Below are 26,004 nucleotides of genomic sequence, written 5' to 3'. Positions count from 1 at the left end.
TAATTAAAATATTAGTTCCAAACTTGGAATTTATGTATGTCATAAAAATAAGGATAAACCTGCTGCATAGCCTTTCTTTGCCCCATTTTGGAAGGAACAATCAATTTTACGTGAGCTCCATCGCGGACATAGCTTAAAGCCACCAACCAGCCGGCAGGTACAGACGTGCCATAAGACGCCCGCATATATCCTTGAATAAAAAGCCCGGCAATGGATGAAGAGGTGACCGTATATCTGAATTCGTCCACAATCGTCGGTTCACTCAAATTAGAGAGATAAGATTTCGATCCATTAACAGCCATCAAACCATGCTCTTCAAAGCGCACCAAAATCAAGTCATTGGGTTTTATCGAATCGGCAGGATTGGCCGAACCTTTGTCCACAATCTGCATATATACCCCACTGGCCAATTGCACATATTCATTCTTGCTCACATCCGTCGTCGAATCCTGCGCATAAAACTCGCTTTGGGAAATAACGACAATATTACTGTCTTTGATAAACGCTTTGATGGCATTCTTCTCATCCTCCAGCATTTCAGCGTACGTTTTGGTATTATCACATGCCTGAAAAGCAAGTCCCAAAGCAAACAAGGCAAAAAAGAATAAAGTAAGTTTCTTCATTTCTGTGATTTAGTAAATTTCTACAAAAATATCTGATTTCCTTGAAAACAGAAAACGACAAGTGGAAAGTTCGTAACTTTTAACCTTTACAACCGGACTTTTTTTATCCTTTGGCACAAAGCAGTGGCTTGTACTTCTCCAAAGCCTGTTCAAGAACTTCTCTCGCCTCTTCCATTGTCCCATAAAATTCACCGCCGGAGGCATTCAGATGTCCGCCTCCATTGAAGAACTCGGCTGCCAGCTTATTGCATGGGAATGTGCCCACCGAACGTAAAGAAATCTTTATCATCGGCTTTTCCGTATCTTCACGCAGGAAGCAGGAAAAAACAACTCCTCTGATGCTTAGCGGTATATTCACAAAGCCTTCACTATCTCCCCGGATATAATCGAACCGCCCTTGTTCCTCTTTGGTCAAAGAAATAAGGGCCGCATGATGGGCGGGATACACTTTCATCTGCGACAAGACATATCCCATCAAACGCAGACGGCTTTCGGAATAAGTATTATAGACTTTACGATAGATATCATCCTTGTCTATGCCTTTTGATAGCAACTCACTGATAATGAAATAAATTTCACGATTGTTGGAGTTATAGGTGAATCCGCCGGTATCGGTCATCATCCCCGTATAGATGCATTCCGCCCCTTCTTTTGAGATATCACTGAAATAGCCCATGCGGCAAATCAGACGAAAGACGAGTTCCGAGGTCGAAGATATCTCCGGATGAGAAATGATAATCTTGCAGAAGTCCTCAGGATGAGGATGATGGTCTATCAATATTTTCCTTGCTTGAGCGGCAAGAATGGCGCTCCCCATTGCGTCAATCCGATGAATGGCATTGAAATCAAGGCAACAGATGACATCCGCTTCGGCTATCAACTTGTCGGCAAACTCTTTATAACGGTCGTAAAACAAAACCTCTTTACTTCCGGGCATCCATTTCAGGAAATCAGGGAAAGCATTCGGCACTATGATATTTGCTGTTTTTCCCAGTGAATCAAGAAAATGCCACAGCCCCAAGGAAGAGCCAATAGCATCTCCATCAGGTCCCACATGGGAAACGATTACTATCTTATCTGCACGATCGAGCCATTTGATGAAATGGTCTATCTTAGCTTGTTCTATTACTTTGGTCAGCATATATTTATTTACGATATTACGATTTTCTATTCATTGTCCATAAATTGGGAAGGCAAAAGTACGAAAAGTTTGTGGTTTATAATAAAATACGATAAGAACCTTTTTCGGAAAGAGAAAGATAAGAGATTCCAAAACGAATGCAGTCGTGTATTATTCTGTCTCTATAATAGTTCGAAAGGGAGGAATCAATCACCACCGTCCCAATAGAGAACAAAGAGGTTAATTCTTCTATTCTTCCTTTATAGCCTCGTGAAAGATATAGGTAATCTACAAAAATGGGATGCGCCGATATCTTATTCTGCCAGCCGGTATCTTGGAGAAAACAAATCCGTTTACCGGCATAAAGCACCACCCCATTCCGTACCTGCAATTCAGAAGCCGCATAATCTCCGGTAATAAGAGAAGGAGGCTCCAAGTGCAGCCTGTTCCAATGGGAAGAAAGACTGCGACAGAGACGCGAGACATCAGATAAGCTATCAGCGGTCACCAGCCAGGAGTGACGGCTGTCTGTCATGCAATGAACAGCCGGACATCCTCGTACATTATAGAAAGCAATGCTCTGCCGGGGAACATTGAACATTGCGGAAAGAGCGTGATAGGAAACAGCAAACAGCAAAACAAAGAAAGAAAAACGAATGTTACGGGCTGTACGATGCGCACTACTGTAATATACCGCCGCTAAAAAGAAAAAGCAAAGCAGCACATCCCGGTTATCCATCCAAATGCCGTCTATCGAGGCGAAAGGAAGATGCTCTATCCACCGAAGTGCGGCATTCTGCATACGCACCAATGCCTCTATCACCTCTGCAAACAGATGCTGCACAAAAGGAAATGGGGTAAGCACCCAAAGAAGTACCGCCGAATAGAGGATGAGCGACACCCAAGGAATGATCCAAAGATTCGTGAACAGAAAATGAGTAGAGAAACGAGAAAAATAAAGCAGAGTCAATGGAGCTGTTCCTAATTGAGCGGCAACAGAAACGGTCAACAACCTCCATGCATTACGCAGAAAACGATGTTCAACCTTCCACAGAGCATAAAGTTTAGGTTGAACGAGAAGGATGGATACCATGGCCGAGAAGGATAACTGGAAACCTACATCAAAAAGCCATGCGGGCTTACACAGCAACATCAAGAAAGCAGCCGTCGACAGAGAATTCATTGTCAAAGGCTTTTGCTGCCGCAAATCCGCCAAGGCCCCGAACGAAAACATAATGGCCGCCCTGACTACCGAAGAAGACAATCCGGTGAAAAAAGCGAAACTTGCCAAAAGCAAGACCATGAGAAGATGCAGAAAAAGCTTCAAGCATTTCCAACGCTTCCACAAGACTCCTAAAAGCAGCCGGAACAGCACATAGAGAAAGCCGATATGTAATCCGGAAAGTGCCAAAACATGGGCAGCACCTGCCACCGAATAGGTTTCTACAATATCGTCACTCAACTCCTCTCTATCTCCCACTGTCAAAGCCGACAGTACAGCCAGTTCGTCGCCTTCAATTCCCAACCGCCGATATAAAGAGACTATTTTTGCTCTGTAATCCGATGCCGTTTGGCGCCAAGAGCGAGACGCATCGTGCCCCGTTTTCGCCCAATGTCCGATAGGCACATAAGCCGTACCGCTATATCCTTTCCGCTTCAGGTAACGGGCATAGTCAAACTCATCCGGATTACCATTATTGAGTGGAGGGGAAAGACGGGTATATATCAACAATTCATCTCCCCGCCGCAGAGCTGTCGCGGCGGAATCTTTCATAAAATAAACCAGGAAGAGGTTGTCCCGCTTGCAATCCGTCACCGTATCCCCGGCCATATTTTCCAGCAGAACAGTACGGCACAGCACACTACGTTCCTTTATTTCCGGCATCTCCTGAATGCGGATTTTATATGCCTCCTTCTTCTCCGGAAAAAAGAATTCCGTTTTCTCCAATTGCCGACCCATCAAACAACAGCCCGTACCCACAAGAAAAAGAAAGAGTGCAACCCCATACAAACAATCGGAACGCTTGTATCGACACACCATGAAGACAAATAGCAGAGAAAGCAACAAATAGCCCCATGCAGGCCATGCATGGGGAAACATATCTCCGCACAAAATTCCAATTGCCAATGGAATCAAAAGGCGCAGGAAAGGGTGTTGCAGCAAGCTGTCGGTCATCAATCAAAAAAGTAGATCATAAATTTCTCAATGCGCGAATGGCCTCCATAGGGTCGGAAGCCGAAAAGACGGCATTACCCGCCACTAAGACATCGACTCCTGCTGCAATCAATCGCTTTCCGGTGTCCGGATTAACACCTCCATCCACTTCTATCAAGGCTTTCGAACCGGTGAGCGTTATCAATTCGCGAAGTTCACGCACTTTTTCCAACGAATGCTCTATAAATTTTTGTCCGCCGAAGCCGGGGTTGACGCTCATTATAAGAACCATGTACACATCATTTATTATATCTTTCAACAAAGATACGGGAGTAGCGGGGTTAATGGTCACAGCCGGCTGCATACCTGCTTCGCGAATTTGTTGTATCACCCGATGCAGATGCGCGCAAGCCTCATAGTGCACATTCATTACGTGTGCGCCCAGTGCCTTTACTTCCGGAATAAATTTTTCAGGTTGCACAATCATCAGGTGTACATCCAACGGTTTTTGCGACAGCTTCGCGACATACTTCAACACCGGAAATCCAAAAGAGATATTGGGCACGAACACACCATCCATTATATCGATGTGCACCCAATCTGCCTCACTCCGGTTTATCATTTCAATGTCTCTTGCCAGATTGCCAAAGTCGGCCGACAAGATAGAAGGGGATATGATTGGTTTCATAATGCTACAATCTAAAGTTACCATTTTATTGACGTACAAATGTAGAGAAAAGATTTCAATCAGCCAACAACGAAGTCTCCGTAACTTTTAGAATTCGGGAATATGGCAACGCACCTTAAACACAAAGGCTCGTAAAGCCTCCCATCTGTTCTCTGAATTTTGCCGTATGCAAAACAATACGTATCTTTGTCCGCTTATTATAAAGAAGATTTTAAGAGAAAGGAAACCCATGTGGCTACTGATTATTAGCTTGTTTGCCCTCATCCTTCTCGCTGCAATGGCCGGAGTGATACGCAACCGGAGGCTGCAAAAGAAAATAGACAGAGGCGAACTGAGCGCAATGCCCGAAGTGCGCGAAGCAGATGTGGAATGCTGCGGGCAGCATGAAATCTGCGAGCGCGACAGCCTGTTGGCTGCCGTCAGCACAAAGATAGAGTATTACGACGATGAGGAGCTGGACAAATATATTGGCATCAGCCCCGATAAATACACCCCGGGGCAAGAGGACGACTTCCGCGAAGTGTTCTACACCATGCAAGACACCGATGTGGCAGGCTGGGTGCGTAGTCTTCAACTGCGCGGCATTGCGCTACCCGACAATTTAAAGGACGAAGTATTTCTCATCATCGGAGAACGTCGCATCAACCCTCATGCTTGAGGCTCTTCCTTTCTCATAACCTTGAAGAATGCAACAATGGAACTTCTGCAATACACCTTTTTCCAACATGCCCTCATCGGCAGCCTGCTGGCAAGCATTGCCTGCGGACTGGTCGGTACTTATATCGTCACCCGCAGATTAGTGTTCATCAGTGGCGGGTTGACCCATGCGTCTTTCGGAGGCATAGGGCTGGGACTTTACATAGGCATCCCTCCCATTCTGTCGGCTGCATTATTTGCCGTATTATCGGCTTTCGGAGTAGAGTGGCTCAGTAAACGAAAGGACATGCGGGAAGACTCTGCCATTGCCGTATTCTGGACACTGGGCATGGCCTTGGGCATCATATTCACTTTTCTTTCCCCCGGATTTGCCCCCGATCTATCGGCCTATCTCTTTGGCAATATTCTCACCATTACATTAGAAGACATTGCTCTGCTCGGCGGATTGGCCGCCGTTCTGACTGTTTTTTTCACACTCTATATCCATCCTATCATATACGTGGCTTTCGACCGTGAGTTCGCCCGCTCGCAAGGCATTCCGGTGCAACGCTTTGAATACCTGCTGATGATGTTCATTGCGCTCACCATTGTGGCATGCCTGCGCATGGTAGGCATCGTGCTCGTCATCTCACTGCTCACCATCCCGCAGATGACAGCCAATCTTTTTTCGCACCGGTTCCACCGCATCCTTTGGCTTTCCATCGGTATAGGTTATATCAGCTGCCTGGGCGGACTGATGATTTCATTCTACCTGAATGTACCTTCGGGGGCATCCATCATATTCTTCTCCATCATTATTTACGCCATTTGCAAAACCGGAAAAAGTTTTTGTCTATCTTTACAGCGTAAAGATAAGAAGCCGTTCCGACTTACATCAATAAACAATAAATCGTCAAAATAGGAAACCATGTTGGAAATCAAAATCCAGTCATTAGACCAAATTCATGAGGCTGCCCGCCGGTTCATTACCGCAATGGGCGACAACACCGTTTTTGCTCTCTACGGGAAAATGGGAGCCGGTAAAACGACCTTCATCAAAGCTGTATGTGAAGAGTTGGGCGTTTCCGACGTCATCACCTCCCCCACTTTTGCCATCGTCAATGAATATCGTTCCGACACTGCGGGCGAACTGATTTATCACTTCGATTTCTATCGCATCAAAAAATTGGAAGAGGTGTACGATATGGGATATGAGGACTATTTCTACAGTGGCGCCCTTTGCTTCATCGAATGGCCGGAATTGGTAGAGGAACTCCTTCCAGGAAATACCGTGAAAGTAACCATTGAAGAAGCGGAAAACGGTGAGCGTAAGCTCACAATGGAAGAAATGGAATGATAAGCCAATACATTGTCCAGGGAATCTTCGCAGCAGCAGGCATCATTTCCCTACTGGCTGCCATACTGAATTGGGACTGGTTCTTTACAACCCGGAACGCCCAATTCATCGTACAAAATGTAGGCCGCCGGCAAGCCCGCTGGTTCTACGGAGCATTGGGCATCATGCTTATCGGCATATCTGCCTTCTTTTTCTTGAATACGCCATCTGCAAAATAGACGTGCCAATGCCAAAGAAGCGCACTCTAAATTGATGAATCCCCGGATATCATACTTCTAACAACACAAAGGAGAGACTTTGACGCCTCTCCTTTTTTCTGTCCGCAATACCTTTCATTCTGCCCCCAAAGATTCGGTATATTCCATTTCACCCTGCACGATGAAAAGAATCTCTTCCGGATCATAATCGCCTACTTCGTCTTTATGAGCCTCCTTGACAATATAGTCCACGACTTTTCCTAAATCAATCTCGACGTATCCATCCGCATCAGGCTGCGCATCAAGAATGCCGCTTTCGGAATAATACTCGTCAATTAAATCGAGAAAATAATAAAATTCGTCGTCGGAAAACTTTTCCTTCAACTCTTGCGGCAAATAGTTCTTGATGTATTCGATGGTCTTTTCATCATCAAGATCATTCTGTAAAAAATCGTCTTCCATTCCCATACTGATATACTTTAAAGGGTTATTGCTTTTATTTTTTACGATTATAACAACGCATTTATCTTATCCATGTAAACCGACTTCTGAGCAGAGCCCACCTGCTTGTCCACCAACTTCCCGTCCTTGAAGAATAAAACCGTAGGGATATTGCGTATGCTGTATTTGGCAGCTACATCTCCGCTTTCATCTACGTCGCATTTACCGATGAGCACTTTACCGTCATATTCAGCCGCCAATTCGTCAATGATGGGACCTACCATTTTACAAGGGCCACACCAAGGTGCCCAAAAATCAATCACTACCGGCTTACCTTCTGCCAGGATTTCCTGATAATTGTTGTCTGTAATTGCTAATGCCATTTCTTTAAATATTAAAATCAACCATTAATTATTAATTATAAAAATCACTATCAATTGTTGGCACATCCTCTCCTCCATTGATGAAGCAAAGATAATATAAACCGAGAGCAGAACGAAATGAACGCATTCTTTTTTTGCCCATGCACCAATTACCCTCACCTTTTACACAAACCGCTTCTAATTAATCCGGAAGTCAAGGCCGGGTGCTTCTTTCAAATAAGAGATCAGTTCATGCCCCACAGAAAGCTTTATAGGACGAGAAATAAAGTCCACCCCCATCTTGCTTTCTGCGTCAACTACCTTGAAATAAAGTTCCGTGTTGCCCGGACGCTCCTTGGTAAGTTCGCCCAGCTCCGCAATCAAAGCTTTATTCAACATACCAAGCGGAATGAGTATGGTTATCTTTTCAATCAATTTTTCCTTTACATCCGGCAGAAGTTCCATCGAAGTGATTTTCAAATCCAACTCATCCTGCCGCCATTGTTTGGGTTGGCAGCGAGCCTTGATGAAAAGGAATGTGCGCTCACCAAGATACCCTTGATAGGTCACCCAGTCATTACCGAAGAATGGAAGTTCGGCCGAACCGGAATAATCCTCAATTCGTGCAATGCCATAAGGATTGCCGTTCTTGCTGATGCCGCGGCGAACCGAAGTGACAATTCCTCCCATCGTTATTTCACGTCCGGCAAGCGCCGTCTTGTCTTCCAGTTCCGCCATTCGGGTGTTGCAAACATGTTCCAGCACGACCGAATATTCATCCAACGGATGCGCGGAAAGATAGATTCCTACCAAGTCACGTTCCTTGTTCAATCGTTCCAGATCGCTCCAACGCTCGGCCGAGGGGATTTCCGGAGTAGCGATATCTACCACATTCTCGCCACCGAACAACGAATTGGCCGCGGCAGCCTTATCCATCTGATAGCGGTTGCCATAGCGCATCAATGTTTCAATGAACACCTCATTCTTGGAGTTTGCAGCAAAATACTGTTCGCGTTTCAGCTCGGGGAAGCTGTCAAAGCCTCCGGCCAGTGCCAAGCATTCGATGTTTTTCTTATTGCAGGCATTCAGGTTGACACGTTGTACAAAATCAAAGATTCCTTTATAAGGCCCGTTTTTCTCACGCTCTTCCATGATACTCTGCACCGCAGCCTCGCCTACCCCCTTCACGGCACCAAGCCCGAAACGGATATTCCCTTCGTTGTTCACCGTAAACTTCAGGTTACTCTCGTTGACATCCGGCCCCAGCGTATTAATGCCCATGGCTTTACATTCATCCATCAGCTTCGTGATATCGGTTATGTTCGACAAGCTTCGACTCATGACGGCAGCCATATACTCGGCCGGATAGTTCGCTTTCAGATAAGCAGTCTGATAAGCCACCCATGAATAACACGTGGCATGCGACTTGTTGAAAGCATAGGAAGCAAATTTCTCCCAGTCCCCCCAGATTTTCTCAAGCACTTTCGGGTCGTGCCCGTTCTTCTGTCCGCCTGAAATGAATTTAGGCTTCATATGATCCAACTTGTCGCGCAACTTCTTACCCATCGCCTTACGCAAAGCATCGGATTCGCCACGGGTAAAATCGGCCAACAAACGAGACAATAGCATGACCTGCTCCTGATAAACCGTAATGCCATACGTATCCTTCAAGTACTTTTCCATAATCGGAATATCGTACTCGATGGGCTTGCGGCCCCATTTACGGTCAATGAAATCCGGAATATAATCCATAGGCCCCGGACGATAAAGGGCATTCATGGCAATCAAGTCTTCAAACGTACCGGGCTGTAGCTCGCGCAAATACTTCTGCATACCGGCCGACTCAAACTGGAACGTGCCGACGGTCCGCCCGTCGCAATAGAGTTTATAAGTGGCAGGATCGTCGATGGAAATCTTATCTATATCTATCTCCTGTCCGCGGTGCAACCGCACATTGGCGACAGCCTCTTTAATGATGGACAGAGTTTTCAATCCCAAAAAGTCCATCTTGATCAACCCCGTATCTTCGATTACCGAACCCTCGTATTGAGTAACAAGCATCTTCTCGCCCGTCTCCTTATCGTCTGCCGTGCTCACAGGTACCCAATCCGTGATATCATCCCGGCAAATAATGGTACCGCAAGCGTGTACACCCGTGCCACGCACGTTGCCTTCCAGCATCTTGGCATACTTCATCGTATCGCGCACCAACGGGTCGGGCGATGCCTCGGCAGCCTGCAATTCGGGCACATACGCAATGGCATTCGGCAGATTAAGCTTCTTATCGGGAATTTTATCCGGCACAAGCTTGCACAATCTATCCGATTCGCTCAAAGGCAGTTTCTGTACGCGAGCCACATCTTTGATAGCCATTTTGGTAGCCATCGTGCCATACGTAATGATATGAGCCACTTTCTCTTGCCCATATTTCTCCGTCACCCACCGAAGCACCTCGCCGCGTCCGTCATCATCGAAGTCCACATCGATATCCGGTAGAGAAATACGGTCGGGATTGAGGAAACGCTCGAACAGCAAGTCATACTGAATGGGGTCTATTTTCGTAATACCCAGACAATAAGCCACAGCCGAACCGGCCGCCGAACCGCGCCCCGGCCCCACAGAAACGCCCAATTGCGTACGGGCGGCATTGATAAAATCCTGGACAATCAAGAAGTATCCCGGAAAACCCATCGTCTTCATGATATGCAACTCAAAAACCAAACGCTCTTTCACCTCATCCGACAAAGGGTCACCATACAAATTCTTCGCACCGTCGAATGCCAACTTCGCCAGATAGTCGGCTTCCAACTTGATGCGATACAATTTATCGTAACCGCCCAACTGCTTAATCTTGGCATTGGCTTTTTCCTCATTCAATACCGTCTTCCCGTTTTCATCCCGGGTAAACTCATCGAATAAATCTTTCTCCGTATATTTCCGCCGATACTCTTCCTCTGTCCCGAACTCCGTCGGAATGGCAAAAGTGGGCATGATAGGCGCATGGTCGATGGAGTAATACTCCACCTTATCCAAAATCTCCAACGTGTTGGACAAGGCCTCAGGCACATCGGCAAACAGAGCATTCATCTCGGCCTTTGTCTTCATCCACTCTTGCTTGGTATAAAGCATGCGAGTGGGGTCGTCCAGATCCTTGCCCGTACTCAGGCAAATCAAGCGGTCGTGCGCCTCCGCATTCTCTTCGTCAACAAAGTGTACGTCGTTGGTGCAGATCACTTTCACATCATATTTCCTGGCAAGCTCCAGAATTTTGGCATTGACCTTCTGTTGCAACGGATAAGCTTCATAATTGGCGCGCGGAGCAGTGGCCTTATGGCGCTGGAGTTCCAGATAGTAGTCTTCGCCGAATATCTTTTTATACCACCGTATAGCCTCTTCGGCTTCCTCTATCTGGTCATTGGTTATCCTTTTAGGCACCTCTCCGCCAAGGCAGGCAGAGCTGATAATCAGTCCTTCGTGATATTTTTCCAACTCGCTGCGGTCGGTACGCGGACGCATGTAATACCCCCTCGTCCAAGCATGCGACACGAGTTTGATGAGGTTATGATAACCTTTTTCGTTCTTAGCCAATACCACCAAGTGATAACCGCTTTGGTCTTGCTTCCCTTCCTTTTGGTCCATGGTGCGGCGAGCCACATACATCTCGCAGCCTACAATCGGCTTGAAAAGCTTGCTCTCGGCCTCGGCAAGCGCGGCCCGACAACGAGCTATTTCCGCTTCCTTGTCTTCACACGCGACGTCTCCGCTCTCAATGCCGGCAATCTGCTTCTTGAGGTCTTTTATTTCGCCTTTGGGACCACTATTCTTCTTGTTGACATAGTTGGTAAATTCCTTAATGCCGAACATGTTACCATGGTCGGTCACGGCAATTCCCTTCATACCATCTTTCATGGCTTTGTCTACCAAGCGACTGACGCTGGCCTGACCATCCAGCAGCGAATATTGGGTGTGCACATGTAAATGAACAAAATCTTGCATATCTATCCTTTCTATTGAGAGCCTAAAATTACAACCTCTGCCACACCTGACAAAAATATTTCCCAAAAAGTTATCAACATCTGCATTTCTCCGTTTAAATCCTTGTAAGATTTTCAAAATAACCCTATTTTTGCAAGCAAATTAAATAAAAACAGCAAAAACGATATACATGAGCCGACTAAAAAGACTTAAAAAAATACGCATACACCGTGAAGGGACACAGACATTGGCAGGTGGCCTGGCCGTCATATTGGCTGTCAATGCCATTCTTTATTACGGATTGGAATGCAAGATTCCTTTTTACGCAGCAGCGGTTATCAGCCTCATCGTATATGGAATATTGGTAAACTTCTTCCGTTGCCCCATCCGCTTGTTCGGAAAAGAAACGGAGAAAGTGGTGGTGGCACCTGCCGATGGTAAAATCGTAGTAGTGGAAGAGGTGGAAGAAAACGAGTATTTTCATGATCGCCGCATCATGGTATCCATATTTATGAGCCTTGTCAATGTACATGCCAACTGGTATCCGGTAGACGGGACCGTTAAAAAAGTGTGGCACCAAAACGGCAAGTTCATGAAAGCATGGCTGCCCAAAGCCAGCACCGACAACGAGCGCTCCACTGTGGTGATAGAGACTCCCGAAGGCGAGGAAATCATGGCGCGCCAAATAGCAGGAGCCATGGCGCGCCGCATCGTGACTTATGCCGAACCGGGCGAAGAGTGCTACATCGACGAACACATGGGCTTCATTAAATTCGGCTCGCGGGTGGATGTGTTTCTGCCATTGGGAACCGAAGTATTCGTAAAACTGGGACAACTGACTACCGGCAATCAAACCGTGATAGCCAAACTCAAATAACAAGACTGTAATGGCAAACCGCATCACCCGCCATATACCCAACACCCTGACCTGTCTGAACTTATTCTCCGGGTGCATTGCATGCGTCATGGCATTCGAAGCCCGTTACGAAGCCGCACTCGGTTTTATAGTCCTTAGTGCAGTCTTCGACTTCTTCGACGGCATGATGGCACGCCTGCTGAATGCGCCCTCCGCCATCGGAAAAGACTTGGACTCTCTGGCAGACGACATAAGTTTCGGAGTTGCCCCTTCCCTGATTGTGTTTTCTTTATTCAAAGAAATGAACTATCCCGAAGCAATGGCAAGCATAGCAAGCTACTTTCCTTACCTTGCATTCCTGCTGGCCGTATTCTCGGCATTGCGACTGGCCAAATTCAATAATGACACCCGTCAGACAAGCTCCTTTGTCGGGCTTCCCGTACCCGCCAATGCTTTATTCTGGGCATCGCTGGCAGCAGGCGGCCATAGTTGGCTGACAAGCGACAGCTTGTATCCCATCTGTTTATTGTTGCTGGTCGGCATATTCTCTTGGCTACTGGTTTCGGAAATCCCGATGTTCTCTTTGAAGTTCAAGAATTTGTCATGGAAAGACAACAAAATCAGCTTCATCTTCCTCATTGTCTGCATCCCACTTCTCCTCTTTCTGGCAGTTTGCGGCTTTGCAGCCATCATCGTTTGGTATATATTGCTGTCACTCGTTACAAAGAAAGGCAAATAAACCTCTTTCGTACGGCAAAAAGAATGAATCCATGCTCCACTTTTTAGTTTTTCTCTTCATCATCGTTATAGCCATCGTACTTGTCGGGCTTAGTATTATCGGAAGCGTGATACGAAGCATATTGGGCTTGGGCAGACGCCCTCCTTTTTCCGCTTCCGGTACTTATCAAGACAGAGATTTCCACACCGGCAGTCATTCCGGTTACGACAACAAACAAGCCGGCGATGCTCACCGCACAAGCCCCCGGGCCGAAGAAGACAACCTACGCCCGGGACGCAAAAAACTCTTTTCTAAAGAGGAAGGTGAATATGTTGATTTCGAGGAAATCGAAGAATAGCGAGGGGAAACTCATTCCACTATAGCAGCACCACTGGCTTATCCATAGATGCATCACCCACCTCATTATATTTATAGAGACCCGTTGGCGGAATTAAATCAGTGCGTACTTAATCCTACCTATGGGTTTGTTGTTAATGTAATTGATGTATTGTAATGCAGTCAGGGCACTGACTTTGCCCACTATTCGGGCAAAAAGGCCGCATGTTTCTTTTGCGTAGTTCCTGATGACGAGGAACTGGTCTGTAAGTTGTGAGAACAGAGTTTCAATCCTCTTTCTTGCCTTTGCAAAAGGAATGAAGGCCGGCTTCCAGTTCTTTTGGTTGAGCCTGTAGGGACACTCAAGCCTGATGTTGGCCGTCTCGAAGAGGTCAAGCTGGATTTCCGCTCCGATATATCCCTTGTCACCGAATATGCTACAATCGTGGTAAAGCGGCTTGATGTCATTCAGATAGTTGATGTCGTGAACACTCGCCTTGGACAGGTCGTATGAATGTATGACACCGCTTAAGCCACAGAGTGCGTGAAGTTTATATCCGAAGAAGTAACTGCCTTGGGATGCACAATAACCGAAGTCAGGGGCTTTGTGGAAATCACCAATACGTCCCATCTTACATCTCTTACCACGAGCCACACGGCACACTTCTATTGGCTTTGAGTCTATGCAGAAGTAATCCTCGCCACCATCTATATGATTGGCCATGCGGCTGCGTATCTGCTCACAAAGACCACTAACCAACTTGCGGCGGTCGTTGAACTGACGGCGGGAGATAAGGTTGGGGATGGAAGAACGGCACTCCTTCAACTTCGCTTCAAACAGCCAGTTCTCGCTGTCTATCTCCTCAGCCTCGGCAGCCATGCTCAATGCGATGACTTCCAAATCGGAGAAACGAGGCACAGGGCCTGGACGACGAACATTTCCAGCCTCAGTAACTAAATCTTCGGAGAATTCCTTGCATATCTCCAGAATTTTGACGAACTTTGTATACAAGTTGCACATAACGAGATTATATAACTTAAATATTGAATACTCTAAGTTACTAAAAATCTGCGATATATGCAACTTTTTCTTATACATTTTGCCAACTATTTAATTCCGCCAACGGGTTTATAGAGATATGTTTCAATTAAGGATAAGCATCCTTAAAATAAAATCAACAGCATAGTATCTTCGATGGTACATCCACCAACAAGTTCAGGATTTTATTGTCAAAGAAACAGTATGCAGCTAAGCCGATACAAGATTCATGATAAAGTCGTTGACAAGCTATGTCTTGAGTGTACAATCTTTACAGCGTTCTTCAATATTTCGTTGTTCGTCTCTATGTTAAGTTTTTTTAAGCATCATCTTATCATAAAAGGGAATAAGCTTATTTTTCATATCGGCCCCAAGTTGTGTTATAAGTAGTATTCCATCCTTAAAGAATCTGTCGAAGAACTTCTGTGATACAATATCCTCCGTCAGCAAAGAGCTTACCATAGATTACACTTTTATCTATATCCTTATTATCGCTCCTTTATAAGAATTTTCCTACAAGGCTAATTCAAATGATGTCAAAGAACAATTTAATTCCCCTATTATTATAGAATTGTTGGATTTAATTAATAAACCGTCCTGATTCTAACGGGACACTAATGAGAATAGAAACCGATTGATTAAAATTCTAGTCGGTTAACAGCGATTTCATTACAAACCAATACAGGTTTCTTATAGTATGCAATTTGCGCTTTTTGAGTATAAGTTTGCGAAATTTTACACATTAATACGTTTCTGATTTCTTTTCTTTGTAACATAGTTTCTGATAAATAAAAATTTATAATTTAATTAATCAAAAACGCTTATGAAAGAAAAAGCTAATCTGTTTTTAAAGTCTTTGAGCATTGGTGTATTATTTCTTTGTAATATCGCTTTGTTGAATGCGCAAAACAATATCATTACCCTGCTGGGTAATGTGAAATCGACAGAAGGCGAACCGTTGATTGGTGCTTCCGTCGTAGAGTCCGGTACAAGCAATGGAACAATTACCGACGTTAATGGTAATTTTACCCTAAAGGTAAGTAAAGATGCTATTCTTAACATATCATATGTTGGAATGAAAAGTATAACGGTAAGCGTCAATGGTAATAGTCGCATTGATATTGTGATGGAAGATATGGAGAAAAATTTGGGCGAGGTCGTTGTTACAGCCTTGGGCATGAAGAGAGAAAGAAAAGCATTGGGTTATGCAATATCTGAGATTGGAGCGAATAATTTGACAGCCGGAAGAGAAGGCAATCCCATAGCAGCACTTTCAGGAAAGGTTGCCGGAGTTGATATATCACAAACCACAGCAGGGGCATCAGGTTCTACTCGTGTACTGATAAGAGGAAACTCCGAATTATCGGGAGATAATTCTCCATTATACGTTGTTGACGGTGTACAAATAGATAACACGCAGTTAGGTAGTGCAGGAAAATGGGGTGGATATGATTTGGGAGATGGACTTAGCTCTATTTCTCCTTCAGATATTGAATCTGTTACTGTTTTGAAAGGGCCTTCTGCTTCCGCATTATACGGTTCTCGCGCTACACACGGAGTGGTATTGATAACGACAAAACTGGCATCAAAAAGAAAATCTTCTCTTGGTATTGACTTCTCTACAGAGTATAACTCGGTAAGCCTTTTGACTAAATTGGATGATTACCAAAGAGTTTATGGCCAAGGGAAAAATGGCTCCATTCCAGCCAATATACTAGATGCTCAGGGAACTTCACAAGTCGCTTGGGGAGCAAAGATGGATGAAAATCAACAGTCTTTAATTTATAATAACACATTAAAAGATTATGGCAATAAAGAGAACAATATAATGTCTTTTTTTAGATCGGGAGGTAGCTTTTCAAATTCTTTAGCTCTTTCAGGCGGTTCAGGCGGTAATAATTTTAGGATTTCTGTTTCGGATGTAAGACATAAAGATGTTGTTCCAAATTCAGATATGAGCCGAACCACATTTATGATTCGAGGCGCTTCTAAACTTGGCAACAAGATATCTATTGAAGGGAGAGTAAACTATTCTATAGAAAAAGTAAATAATAGACCCGGACTTTCAGATGCTCCAAGCAACATAGGTAACGCTCTAAATGGTCTCGCCCCAAACTTTGACCAAAAGTGGTTAAATGAATCCTACAAAGATGAATACGGACGATATACTGATTGGAATAGAAGTATATATAGAATTAATCCGTATTGGGTCATTAATGAAATGAAAAATAATTCAGAAAAAAACAGGGTAATGGGGTATTTGCTTTTTAATTATAAGCCTACCAAAAATATAACATTACAAATTAAACCCAGTACAGACTTTTTCAATTTTAAAGCATTAGAATTTGAGCCAATTTACACTCCTACTTCTCCAACGGGAAAAATAGGAGTTACCAACAGAAATGTATCAGAAACAAATGTAGAAGGTATGATTCGATACGACCAGCGTTTTGGTAATATATCCCTAAATACTTTTGTCGCTGGTAACTTAAGATATTATAAAGATTCCTATCTGTATAATTCAGGTGAAGGCCAAGTAGTTGATAAAATAGTGTCCATTTCCAATTATCGTATCAAAAGGGTACTTCCAATTGAAAAAAGGAAACAAGTCAACTCTATTTATGGCGCCGTGAATTTGGGTTATAAAGATTTTCTTTATTTGGATTTGACACTGAGGAACGACATATCCTCTACACTCTCTCCCAATAATAGATCCTACTTATATCCATCTATTTCTTCCAGCTTAATATTTACTTCTTTAATCAATATCAACAAGAAAATTCTTTCATTTGGTAAGATTAGAGGTTCTTTTGCTATAGTCGGCGGAGATACAGACCCTGGACAACTCGACTTGCTTTATGGCATTTCTCAATACACGATAAATGGTTTGCCCATGCTCTCTATACAATCAGCAGCAACGCCTAATAAAAATCTAAGACCAACAAAGACCCGTTCATTTGAAGTGGGTACTGAACTACGCTTTATTGATGGCAGGATAAATTTGGATATGACCTATTATTATCAATCTACAATCGACCAAATATTAAGAATGTCCACACCCGTGAGCTCCGGATATAACTATGCATTAATCAATGCGGGTGAAATCAGGAACAAAGGATTTGAGTTCTCATTGACAGGTGACATAGTTAACACAAAAGACTTTACATGGAATACTAATTTCAATTTTTCCATCAATAGAAATGAAGTCGTTAAATTACATCCGCAAATAAAAAACTATGAATTAGCTCAAGCTCGGTGGGCAGGAGGTTATATCTATGCCAGTGAAGGGCAGCCTTATGGAGTGATTGTGGGGAAAGGTTTTCAACGTGACCCCAATGGAAATGTAATTTACAAAAATGGATTACCTCTTTATGATGCTAATGTAAAAGTGTTAGGAAATGGTGTTTACGATTTCAAAATAGGATTTGGGCAAACATTTACTTACAAAGGAATTTCGTTAAGTGCCCTATTTGACATGAAATGGGGTGCGAAATTATTTTCCATGAGTTCAATGATGTCACATCAAAATGGTACATCAATGGCAACACTTGAAGGTAGAGAAGAGTGGTATGCGTCAGAACAAGCGAGAATCGCTGCTGGAGCTACCGCAGAAAATTGGACCCCTACGGGAGGGTATTTAGGAGAAGGAGTCAAAAACATAGGAACAGAAGCTAATCCTGAATATGTAAAGAATGATGTGTATGTTGACCCTCAAATCTATTGGAGCAATGTATCAACAAATACTCCGGAGCCATTTATCATGGATGCATCTTTTATCAAATTACGAGAAATGAATCTTTCTTATTCTCTTCCACAGTCAATATTAAAGAACACGCCTTTTGTTTCTGTAAGTATCTCACTGTATGGACGTAACTTGTGGATATTATATAATAAATTGAAAAATATTGACCCAGAGTCCAACTATAACAATGGTAATGGACAGGGTTTAGAATATGGTTCACTTCCTTCTCGAAAAACTTTTGGAGTAGGGATAAATGTTAAATTATAGCTAATAATAAAACAGCTTTGGCAATCAATATATACTTTATAAGTATGAAGATGAATAGATTGTTATATATGCGATTTAGTAAAAATTAAAAAGTTCTCATGTAATGAATACAAATAAATTATTCTTGGCAATTGCAGGATTAGTTACTTTATGCTACACTTCCTGCACAAATTTGGATGACATAAATAATGACCCCAATTTGGTAACTACGCTTGATGCAGATTTAATGCTTACTTCAGTAGAGTTTTTGCCTGGTACAAATTCCAACACGCAATATAGAAATTTTATTTATCCAGGAGGATGGTTGAATCAATGGACCGGCAGTTGGGCGGTAACTGAGTATGGCGGAGTTGGGCAGTATAATCAATCATATAGTGAGAGACTGTGGTTTTCTAGCTATCCTGAAGTAATCAAAAATGTGATAGATTTAATAGAAAACACAAAAGATAATCCAGAAAAGGTCAATGTAAACTCTATTGCAAAAGTTCTTAAAGTATATAACTTCCAACGGCTAACCGATGTTTACGGAGACATTCCCTATTCAGAAGCAGGAAAAGGATATACAGATAATATCCTTACTCCAAAGTACGATACACAAGAGTTTATTTACGAAGATTTCTTTAAAGAGTTAAAAGAAGCTGTTAATAATTTGGATGAAACCCAAAAAGTTCCATCAAGTGATTTGTTTTATAATGGAAATATTGAAAAATGGAAGAAATTCGCAAACTCACTCCGCTTGCGTGTAGCCATGAGATTAATAAAAGTAAATCCTGAAAAGGCCAAAGCTGAATTTGAAAGTGCGGTAAGGGATGGTGTATTTACTTCTAATGATGACATAGCATTTATTAAGTACGACAACGTTCAAAATGCAGGAAATGGAACAGGACAAGGAAATGGTGTTTCAAATTATTTGTATGGCATTAACTCAGCAAATGGAAGCCAATCATGGCTGACGACAGATATAGCAGAAGTTATGGAGGAGATGCAAGACCCAAGGTTATTAAAAAGGTATTATGCATACGTTGCCTACACCGACCCTAATAGAACGGACATTACAAATACTGTATTTGCTATAAGAAAATCATATGCAGCGATGACCGTAGAAGCTCAGAAGTTCTCGCATGACGAGAATGTAAAATATAATGTATCAGGCTCCCTCAAATTGCCTATAAACGGTAAAGAGCAAACCGTTAGTCTTGCATATACTCGCCTAAGGCCCTCTAAATATCTAATGGCATTTGATGCACCTTATATTTATATGGGTTATGCAGAAGTTGAATTTCTTTTAGCTGAAGCAGCATTTCGGAATTGGGATGTGCCTGGTACTGCTTCAGAACACTATGCAAAAGGACTGGCAGCTGCTATCAACCAAATGAATTTGTTTGGGGCACCCGTTACAACACAAGAAGTAACAGATTTTGTTGCTTCAAATCCTCTTACTTCTGGACAAGAATTAAACGGCATAAACACACAACTTTGGATACTACATATCATCGACCCATTGGAAGCATGGGCAAACTATAGGCGTAGTGGCTATCCCGATATAAAATTCTATAATAGATATCCAACTAAAAATGCTTCAAACGGCGTAGCACCACGCAGATTGCCATACCCCATAGATGAACAAAGTAAGAATGAGGAGAATTATCGTGCAGCAGCTGCCAGAATAAAAGGAGGAGACACCTGGACCAGTAGAGTGTGGTGGGATAAAGAATAGTTCATACAACTACACATTATCTCAAGCCCTTCAATACGATTAAGGGAGAGGGGAATCCTCGGAAAAGCTTTGATTTCCCGGGGAAGAGGTTAAATCTTCTAAAAAAAGAGCAAAATTGAATTGCAGTGGGAGTACCTCTCCCACTCCCCTCAAAAAGGAGTTTACATTTTACGAGTAGGTGCTGGAACTACAAAAATAATTATCCTATAGAATCTTTATAAGAAGGATATGTTTATAATTTCATGAATAGTATAAAGAGGAACCGTATATATCCCCATGGTATAGATTAAACATTTTTCCTATATTACAAAAGGTTGGTGAATTATACTGGTCAGCAAAATAGAAAACCTATGTGAACTATGTTTGAGTAAGTCGGTAAATCAAAATAAGGAATAATAAATATATGAAACGAATAGTCATTAATCTCTTTTTCCTTTCGCCAGCAATAAGTTCTTTTGCTCAATTCCCTACTAATGTATTAATTGGATACTGGCAAAACTGGGATAGCAAAATAGCACCTTATGTATCTCTTGATAGTATAAACCCTGCCTACAACGTAATCATGGTTTCTTTCGCTATCCCAGCCTCTGTTACTGATATGACTATGGCATTCAAGCCTCTTGTGGAAAATGAGGAAACTATAAAACTACAAATCAAAAGACTTCAAAACGCAAATAAGAAAATATTTTTAAGCATTGGGGGGGGCAATGCTTTTATTAGTCTGATGTCTCCCGAAGATAAAGATAAGTTTTCGGCATCAATATCTACTATAATAGAAGAGTATAATTTTGATGGAATTGATATTGACATTGAAAAGGGGGAATCTTTAAAAGTCACTGAAAACACCAGCATTAGAAAACCAAAAGACAAGCCTCTTTTATATTTAATAGCAGGTATTAGAGATATATTGAATAACTACAAAAGTAAGCGAGGTAGGAAATTACTGCTCTCAATGGCTCCCATGGTCGAAAATACTCTATGCGGATATACTCACTATGGAGGGTATAAAGGGAGCTACCTCCCTATTATCGAAGCCCTTAGGGATGATATAGATTTACTTCATGTTCAACTCTATAATTCACTTCCACGAAAAGCGTTAGATGGTAATATATATACAGCCGGTACACCGGACTTCTTAGTGTCAATGACAGAAATGCTAATTAAAGGATTTATAGGACCGGGAGGAAAATTTAAGGGAATTCCTTCAAATAAGATTTCTATTCTACTCAAAGCTTGTGACTACTCCTCTAAGGAAGGTAATGGTTTTCTCCAAAATGATCAAGTAAAACGTGCAATAAAATATCTCATAAGTGGACAAGCACCGCCGGCTTTTTATCAATTACAAAATAGAAATGGTTATCCGGAGATAACTAAGATATCTACTTGGAGTATAAATTGGGATGAGGCAACTACATGCGGTAATAGGGGTGATTTTGTATCGCTTTATAAATCTATTTTTAATAACAAATAAACACTAACATTAAGCAACATTCAAACAAATGTTTTTTTTAACTCCAAAGGAACTTTCTCCTCGTTGGTATATACATACTATACGTACCAAGAAATTGCTGTTTGTGCCAATTATAGATAGTGTATTACTTATTGGTTACACAAAAAAGGATATTCCTGATGCACAGATATCCGCACCCACACCATCAGTTACGCCACTCTCAGGCAAGTATTACGGTGATGGAAGAGGTGAAGTGAAATTGCCTAATAGTGAGATTAGAAGTATATTTAACGGTACAGATGCTTACTTTGAAATTTCGGATAATAAGGAACTTGAGGTTATCAGCACTGATATACTCACCATCGAAACTTGGATAAGAACCGCCGCACATGATTTTCCTGTATTTGAGAACGGATATGTACATTGGATGGATAAAGGAATAAAAAAAAGTTATAAAAATAGAACTTTAAGGAGGCAAGGCGCCTTAAGCGGATACAATATCATTCCAGCTAACACATCTGCTCCAAAGAGAGTGCTACGTTCACAAAAAACTCATATATTAAAGGGACTATAGGTAAAGTGCCTATTTACAATTATAAATTAAGTGAGACAAAAATCAAACCTACTACAACAAAATGGTAAAGTAATAATGTAATTCAGGAGTGATAAGTGATAACGGTAAAAAAACAACAGATATGATGAGTAAAAAATTAATTAAAAACGGGGTCGTTATTACCGCTGACAAAAAATCTTTTTTAGGATATGTTTTGTTGGAAAAGGAACAAATAATAGAGGTAGGAAAAGGAGATATAGAAGTCTCTGAAGCAGAAGTGATCAATGCTGAGGGTAACTACATTTCTCCCGGATTTATAGACATACACCTTCACGGTGGTGGAGATGCGGACTTTATGGACGGCAACCAGCAAGCCTACATCAAAGCCGCAGAAATGCATGCTAAGCACGGCACAACTTTAATGTATCCTACCACGCTTACCAGCACCAATGAATCGCTGTACGATACTTTCGAGGTATTCAAAGATGCTCAAAAAGCAATCACTAACGGAGCAACCTTGGGTGGATTGCACATTGAAGGTCCTTACTTTGCTTACGAACAGCGCGGAGCACAAGACCCTCGCTACCTACGCAACCCAGAGCCTAAAGAATATCTAGAAATCCTCAGTAAATCGCAAGATATTGCACGTTGGAGTTTGGCTCCTGAACTCCCTGGTGCTTACGTATTTGCCAAAGAGTTGGATAATAGAGGCATACAGGTGTCAATGGCGCACACTAATGCGACATTTGAAGAAGCTGTAAGAGCATGTAATAGCGGTTTTTCCAGTATCACACATTTTTATTCTTGTATGAGTACCATTACAAGAAGAAAAGCTTATCGCTATGCAGGTGTGGTAGAGTGCGGATATTATCTTGACGATTTATACCTCGAAATTATAGCCGATGGTATCCATGTACCTCAAAGTTTATTAAAACTAATTTTTAAAATTAAAGGAACAGATAAGATCATATTGGTTACAGATGCCATGCGTGCTGCAGGTATGGGAGAAGGCAAAAGTATTCTCGGTAGTTTATCCGATGGACAAGAAATAATTGTGGAAGACGGTGTGGCAAAACTTCTTGATAAATCATCTTTTGCAGGAAGCGTGGCTACTGCCGATAGGTTGATAAGAACCGTACATCAATTAGCAGAACTACCAATTGAAGAATGTGTGTACATGATGACCGTAACACCGGCAAAGTTAATGAATATCCAGCACTACAAAGGAAAACTTGAAAAAGGATATGATGCCGATATTTTAATTTTTGACAAAGACGTGGATGTGAAAATGACAATAATAAAAGGTAGAATAGTTACAACAAAATAATTATAAAATGATTTTTCAAAAGAAATACAACAATTTATTAGTAAACGTGTATGACACACGTGACCAAATGGGAAAAGCTGCTGCGAAAGAAGCGACAGCATATATTGTAAAAGAATTGAATCACAAACAATTTTTAAACATTGTATTTGCTGCCGCACCCTCTCAAAACGATTTCTTAAAATACTTAGCAGAAGAGAAACAAATTGATTGGTCACGCATTAATGCATTTCACATGGATGAATACATTGGACTGCACAAAGATGCGCCACAGGAATTCGGCAACTTTCTAAAAGAAGCTATTTTCGGTAAAGTACCATTTAATAAAGTCTATTATTTGAGAGAGTGTATGGAACATGGTGCAGATAAAGCCTGTGCATACTATACAGCATTATTAGAAAAACATCCTATTGATGTTGCTTTTTTGGGAATAGGGGAAAATGGGCATATTGCATTTAATGACCCGCATGTTGCATTCTTTAACGATAAATATTTGGTCAAAATTGTAGACCTCGACCAAGTATGTAGGATACAGCAAGTCAACGATGGATGCTTTAAGTCTTTAGATGATGTGCCTACACATGCCATTACACTTACTATTCCGGCTTTAATGTCAGCAAAAAGGTTGTTCTGCATTGTACCTACTAGTCTCAAGGCTAATGCTCTTAAAAATGCGGTGTTAGGCGATATTACAGAAGATTGTCCGGCTTCTATTATTAGAACACACGAATCAGCAACGCTTTATTGCGATAAAGAAAGCGCCCAATTAATTCATTAATTGAGCACTATTAAAACATCTTTCGATTATTTTTCATAAAAAGTTTCTCCGAAATAACAATGTATTGGGTATTGTTTTACTCAATTTTTAAAATAACAAACATACAAATGAAAACAAGATTAGGCATTTTATCTTTCATTTTTTTGCTATTGGCTCAGTTTTCCAATGGAGCGCTGAAAGAAGATTTTAAGATAAAAGGATTTCATATTGATTTGAGATGCGAAGTAATGACAATGCCTGCCCTCAAGACTTTTGCCAAAGACCTTTCCGGAATGGGCATCAATGCGTTGCTCATGGAATGGGAAGGTACGTATCCTTATACTAAACACGCTACATTAAGCAATAAATATGCCTACTCCAAAGATGAGATAAAATCATTTGTAAGCTATTGCGAAAGTATAGGTATCAAAGTAATTCCTCTACAAAACTGTTTTGGGCATTCTGAATACATACTCCGGCACGAGCGTTACAAAGAAATAAGAGAAGATGCAAAAGAAGTGTCGCAAGTATGTCCTTCCGAAATAGAAAAAAGTAAAGTTATTTTCAAAGAGATATTTGCTGAAATAGCAGAATTACATCCCTCTGAATATTTTCACATCGGTTGCGATGAGACCTATCTTCTGGGTAGTTGTAAAAAATGTGCAGCTAAAGTAAAACAAGACGGCAATAAATCAAAGTTGTTTGTTGACTACGTAAATGAAATGTGTCAATTGGTAAAAGAAATGGGTAAAAAACCTATAATATGGGCAGATATTTTGTTGCACCATCCCGAGGCGGCTACCAAGCTTAATAAAGATGTAATCATTGTTAACTGGAACTATGGTTGGGATATCAACCGATTTGGTAATGTAGATACAATCCTCAATAAAGGCTTTACTTTCTGGGGGTCACCGGCTTTGCGTTCTTACCCCGATAATATCTATTTGACCGAGTGGCAAAAACATTTCGAAAACTTAAAAACCTTTATCCCGTATATGCGTAAAGCAAACTATAAAGGCATAATCAATACCTCTTGGTCTACATCCGGCACTTATGGATTTCTTTACGATACGAATTGGGAAGTTGTAGATATGTATCCCATTCGTTATGTATATCCGCTATCCGGATTTAGGATTCTTGTAGCCGCTTTTGCTGCTTCACTGCAAACCCAAGAGCCACTGGATTACGGAGCTTTCATTATAAAATATGCACAAGAAAGATTTGGGTTTACTGCCGCACAAAGTAAAGTAATAATGGATATATTATATATGTCTCAACCTCCCGTGAGAGAAATACAATCTGAACAACTATCAACTGAGAAAGCGAAATTTATTGAAGCGAGTAAAACCATCAATGCATTAAAGCCGATACGAAACATAAAAGAATTTCAGCACCTACAGCTCATGACGGATATGAGAGTGCAATACCTCAGGTTCAAAGAAGTTGAAGCCAAATTTCAATCAACATCGTTTAACAGAAGTCAAGCAGCTGATATCAAAAAGGAATTGTATTACTTGATAGTATATGCTGAAAAATTAAACCAACGCTTTTTGAAATTGAATGCAGGTTACCTTTATGATGAAGAGTTGAAAGAAATGAATGTGTTGAGAAATAAAAAAATGATGAATCTCTATGATGTAGTCAACCGTATGACTGCGCAAAAGTAAGTGACACACACTAAAACTAAAATC

22 protein-coding genes and 1 pseudogene are annotated in these 26,004 nt (G+C 41.8%); 14 read left to right on the top strand and 9 right to left on the bottom strand.

The genetic code is table 11. The annotated features are described in order from the left end of the window. Positions 1-11: 11 nt before the first annotated feature. From C4H11_RS10165 to rpe, 4 genes are all read right to left on the bottom strand, one after another. Positions 12-623: a DUF4827 domain-containing protein gene (locus C4H11_RS10165; protein WP_106041727.1), complete on the bottom strand. Its 612-nt coding sequence runs from the start codon at positions 621-623 to the stop codon at positions 12-14. Between the two features lie 103 nt (positions 624-726). Continuing rightward, on the bottom strand, positions 727-1,764 hold the full coding sequence (locus C4H11_RS10160) for a DHH family phosphoesterase (RefSeq protein ID WP_106041725.1): 1,038 nt from the start codon (positions 1,762-1,764) through the stop codon (positions 727-729). A 76-nt stretch (positions 1,765-1,840) separates the two neighbouring features. Continuing rightward, positions 1,841-3,919, bottom strand: a complete 2,079-nt coding sequence (locus tag C4H11_RS10155; protein ID WP_234819817.1) for a ComEC/Rec2 family competence protein — start codon at positions 3,917-3,919, stop codon at positions 1,841-1,843. Between the two features lie 16 nt (positions 3,920-3,935). Further along, the gene (gene rpe, locus C4H11_RS10150) at positions 3,936-4,586 is read right to left on the bottom strand and encodes a ribulose-phosphate 3-epimerase (protein ID WP_106041723.1); all 651 of its coding nucleotides are present in this window, start codon (positions 4,584-4,586) and stop codon (positions 3,936-3,938) included. Between the two features lie 229 nt (positions 4,587-4,815). On the opposite strand from rpe, the gene C4H11_RS10145 reads away from it, so the two are divergent. From C4H11_RS10145 to C4H11_RS10130, 4 genes are read left to right on the top strand one after another with little or no spacing between them, the layout of a single operon-like run. Further along, entirely contained in the window at positions 4,816-5,244 is a 429-nt protein-coding gene (locus C4H11_RS10145) for a phospholipase (RefSeq protein WP_106041721.1), read from the top strand. A gap of 36 nt (positions 5,245-5,280) precedes the next feature. Beyond that, a complete protein-coding gene (locus C4H11_RS10140; RefSeq protein WP_106041719.1) occupies positions 5,281-6,144 on the top strand; it encodes a metal ABC transporter permease in 864 nt (287 codons plus the stop codon). Positions 6,145-6,153: 9 nt separating this feature from the next. Next, positions 6,154-6,579, top strand: coding sequence for a tRNA (adenosine(37)-N6)-threonylcarbamoyltransferase complex ATPase subunit type 1 TsaE (gene tsaE, locus C4H11_RS10135; RefSeq protein ID WP_106043338.1), 426 nt, complete (start codon positions 6,154-6,156; stop codon positions 6,577-6,579). Continuing rightward, positions 6,579-6,797 (top strand): immunity 17 family protein, encoded by a 219-nt coding sequence (locus tag C4H11_RS10130; protein WP_106043336.1) that lies wholly within the window; start codon positions 6,579-6,581, stop codon positions 6,795-6,797. Before tsaE ends, C4H11_RS10130 begins: the two co-directional genes overlap by 1 nt. Before the next feature lie 114 nt (positions 6,798-6,911). Here C4H11_RS10130 and C4H11_RS10125 read toward each other — a convergent pair whose 3' ends face one another. The 3 genes from C4H11_RS10125 to dnaE all read right to left on the bottom strand — a co-directional run bounded on the left by C4H11_RS10125 (position 6,912) and on the right by dnaE (position 11,575). Further along, entirely contained in the window at positions 6,912-7,244 is a 333-nt protein-coding gene (locus C4H11_RS10125; RefSeq protein ID WP_106041717.1) for a hypothetical protein, read from the bottom strand. 41 nt (positions 7,245-7,285) lie between these two features. Then, a complete protein-coding gene (trxA, locus tag C4H11_RS10120; protein ID WP_106041715.1) occupies positions 7,286-7,600 on the bottom strand; it encodes a thioredoxin in 315 nt (104 codons plus the stop codon). 177 nt (positions 7,601-7,777) lie between these two features. Then, positions 7,778-11,575, bottom strand: a complete 3,798-nt coding sequence (gene dnaE, locus C4H11_RS10115; protein ID WP_106041713.1) for a DNA polymerase III subunit alpha — start codon at positions 11,573-11,575, stop codon at positions 7,778-7,780. A 169-nt stretch (positions 11,576-11,744) separates the two neighbouring features. Between dnaE and C4H11_RS10110 the strand changes: the two genes are divergently transcribed. From C4H11_RS10110 to C4H11_RS10100, 3 genes are read left to right on the top strand one after another with little or no spacing between them, the layout of a single operon-like run. After that, complete coding sequence (locus C4H11_RS10110; RefSeq protein ID WP_106041711.1) at positions 11,745-12,431, top strand: phosphatidylserine decarboxylase family protein; 687 nt, start codon at positions 11,745-11,747, stop codon at positions 12,429-12,431. A 10-nt stretch (positions 12,432-12,441) separates the two neighbouring features. Further along, positions 12,442-13,149 (top strand): CDP-diacylglycerol--serine O-phosphatidyltransferase, encoded by a 708-nt coding sequence (gene pssA / locus C4H11_RS10105; RefSeq protein WP_106041709.1) that lies wholly within the window; start codon positions 12,442-12,444, stop codon positions 13,147-13,149. A gap of 31 nt (positions 13,150-13,180) precedes the next feature. Beyond that, the gene (locus C4H11_RS10100) at positions 13,181-13,486 is read left to right on the top strand and encodes a DUF4834 family protein (protein ID WP_106041707.1); all 306 of its coding nucleotides are present in this window, start codon (positions 13,181-13,183) and stop codon (positions 13,484-13,486) included. 93 nt (positions 13,487-13,579) lie between these two features. Here the strand turns inward: C4H11_RS10100 and C4H11_RS10095 are convergent, their stop codons facing one another. Continuing rightward, positions 13,580-14,563, bottom strand: coding sequence for an IS982 family transposase (locus tag C4H11_RS10095; RefSeq protein ID WP_106040391.1), 984 nt, complete (start codon positions 14,561-14,563; stop codon positions 13,580-13,582). A 65-nt stretch (positions 14,564-14,628) separates the two neighbouring features. Next, positions 14,629-14,969 (bottom strand): annotated as a pseudogene (locus C4H11_RS14715) (transposase); the annotation flags it as partial. Positions 14,970-15,326: 357 nt separating this feature from the next. On the opposite strand from C4H11_RS14715, the gene C4H11_RS10085 reads away from it, so the two are divergent. The 7 genes from C4H11_RS10085 to C4H11_RS10055 all read left to right on the top strand — a co-directional run bounded on the left by C4H11_RS10085 (position 15,327) and on the right by C4H11_RS10055 (position 25,980). After that, positions 15,327-18,512, top strand: a complete 3,186-nt coding sequence (locus tag C4H11_RS10085; protein WP_106041703.1) for a SusC/RagA family TonB-linked outer membrane protein — start codon at positions 15,327-15,329, stop codon at positions 18,510-18,512. 103 nt (positions 18,513-18,615) lie between these two features. Next, the gene (locus C4H11_RS10080) at positions 18,616-20,229 is read left to right on the top strand and encodes a SusD/RagB family nutrient-binding outer membrane lipoprotein (RefSeq protein ID WP_106041701.1); all 1,614 of its coding nucleotides are present in this window, start codon (positions 18,616-18,618) and stop codon (positions 20,227-20,229) included. A 403-nt stretch (positions 20,230-20,632) separates the two neighbouring features. Next, positions 20,633-21,700: a glycosyl hydrolase family 18 protein gene (locus C4H11_RS10075; protein ID WP_106041699.1), complete on the top strand. Its 1,068-nt coding sequence runs from the start codon at positions 20,633-20,635 to the stop codon at positions 21,698-21,700. Positions 21,701-21,728: 28 nt separating this feature from the next. Next, positions 21,729-22,253: a hypothetical protein gene (locus C4H11_RS10070; protein ID WP_106041697.1), complete on the top strand. Its 525-nt coding sequence runs from the start codon at positions 21,729-21,731 to the stop codon at positions 22,251-22,253. A gap of 124 nt (positions 22,254-22,377) precedes the next feature. Continuing rightward, complete coding sequence (gene nagA / locus C4H11_RS10065) at positions 22,378-23,559, top strand: N-acetylglucosamine-6-phosphate deacetylase (protein WP_106043334.1); 1,182 nt, start codon at positions 22,378-22,380, stop codon at positions 23,557-23,559. 7 nt (positions 23,560-23,566) lie between these two features. Next, a complete protein-coding gene (locus C4H11_RS10060) occupies positions 23,567-24,334 on the top strand; it encodes a glucosamine-6-phosphate deaminase (RefSeq protein WP_106041695.1) in 768 nt (255 codons plus the stop codon). A gap of 107 nt (positions 24,335-24,441) precedes the next feature. After that, positions 24,442-25,980 (top strand): DUF4838 domain-containing protein, encoded by a 1,539-nt coding sequence (locus C4H11_RS10055; protein WP_106043332.1) that lies wholly within the window; start codon positions 24,442-24,444, stop codon positions 25,978-25,980. Positions 25,981-26,004 lie beyond the last annotated feature (24 nt).

The sequence above is a fragment of the Bacteroides zoogleoformans genome, from assembly GCF_002998435.1.
Lineage (GTDB): Bacteria > Bacteroidota > Bacteroidia > Bacteroidales > Bacteroidaceae > Bacteroides > Bacteroides zoogleoformans.
The sequence above is the reverse complement of the archived record's forward strand: the minus strand, read 5'-3'. Positions and strand labels throughout refer to the sequence as shown.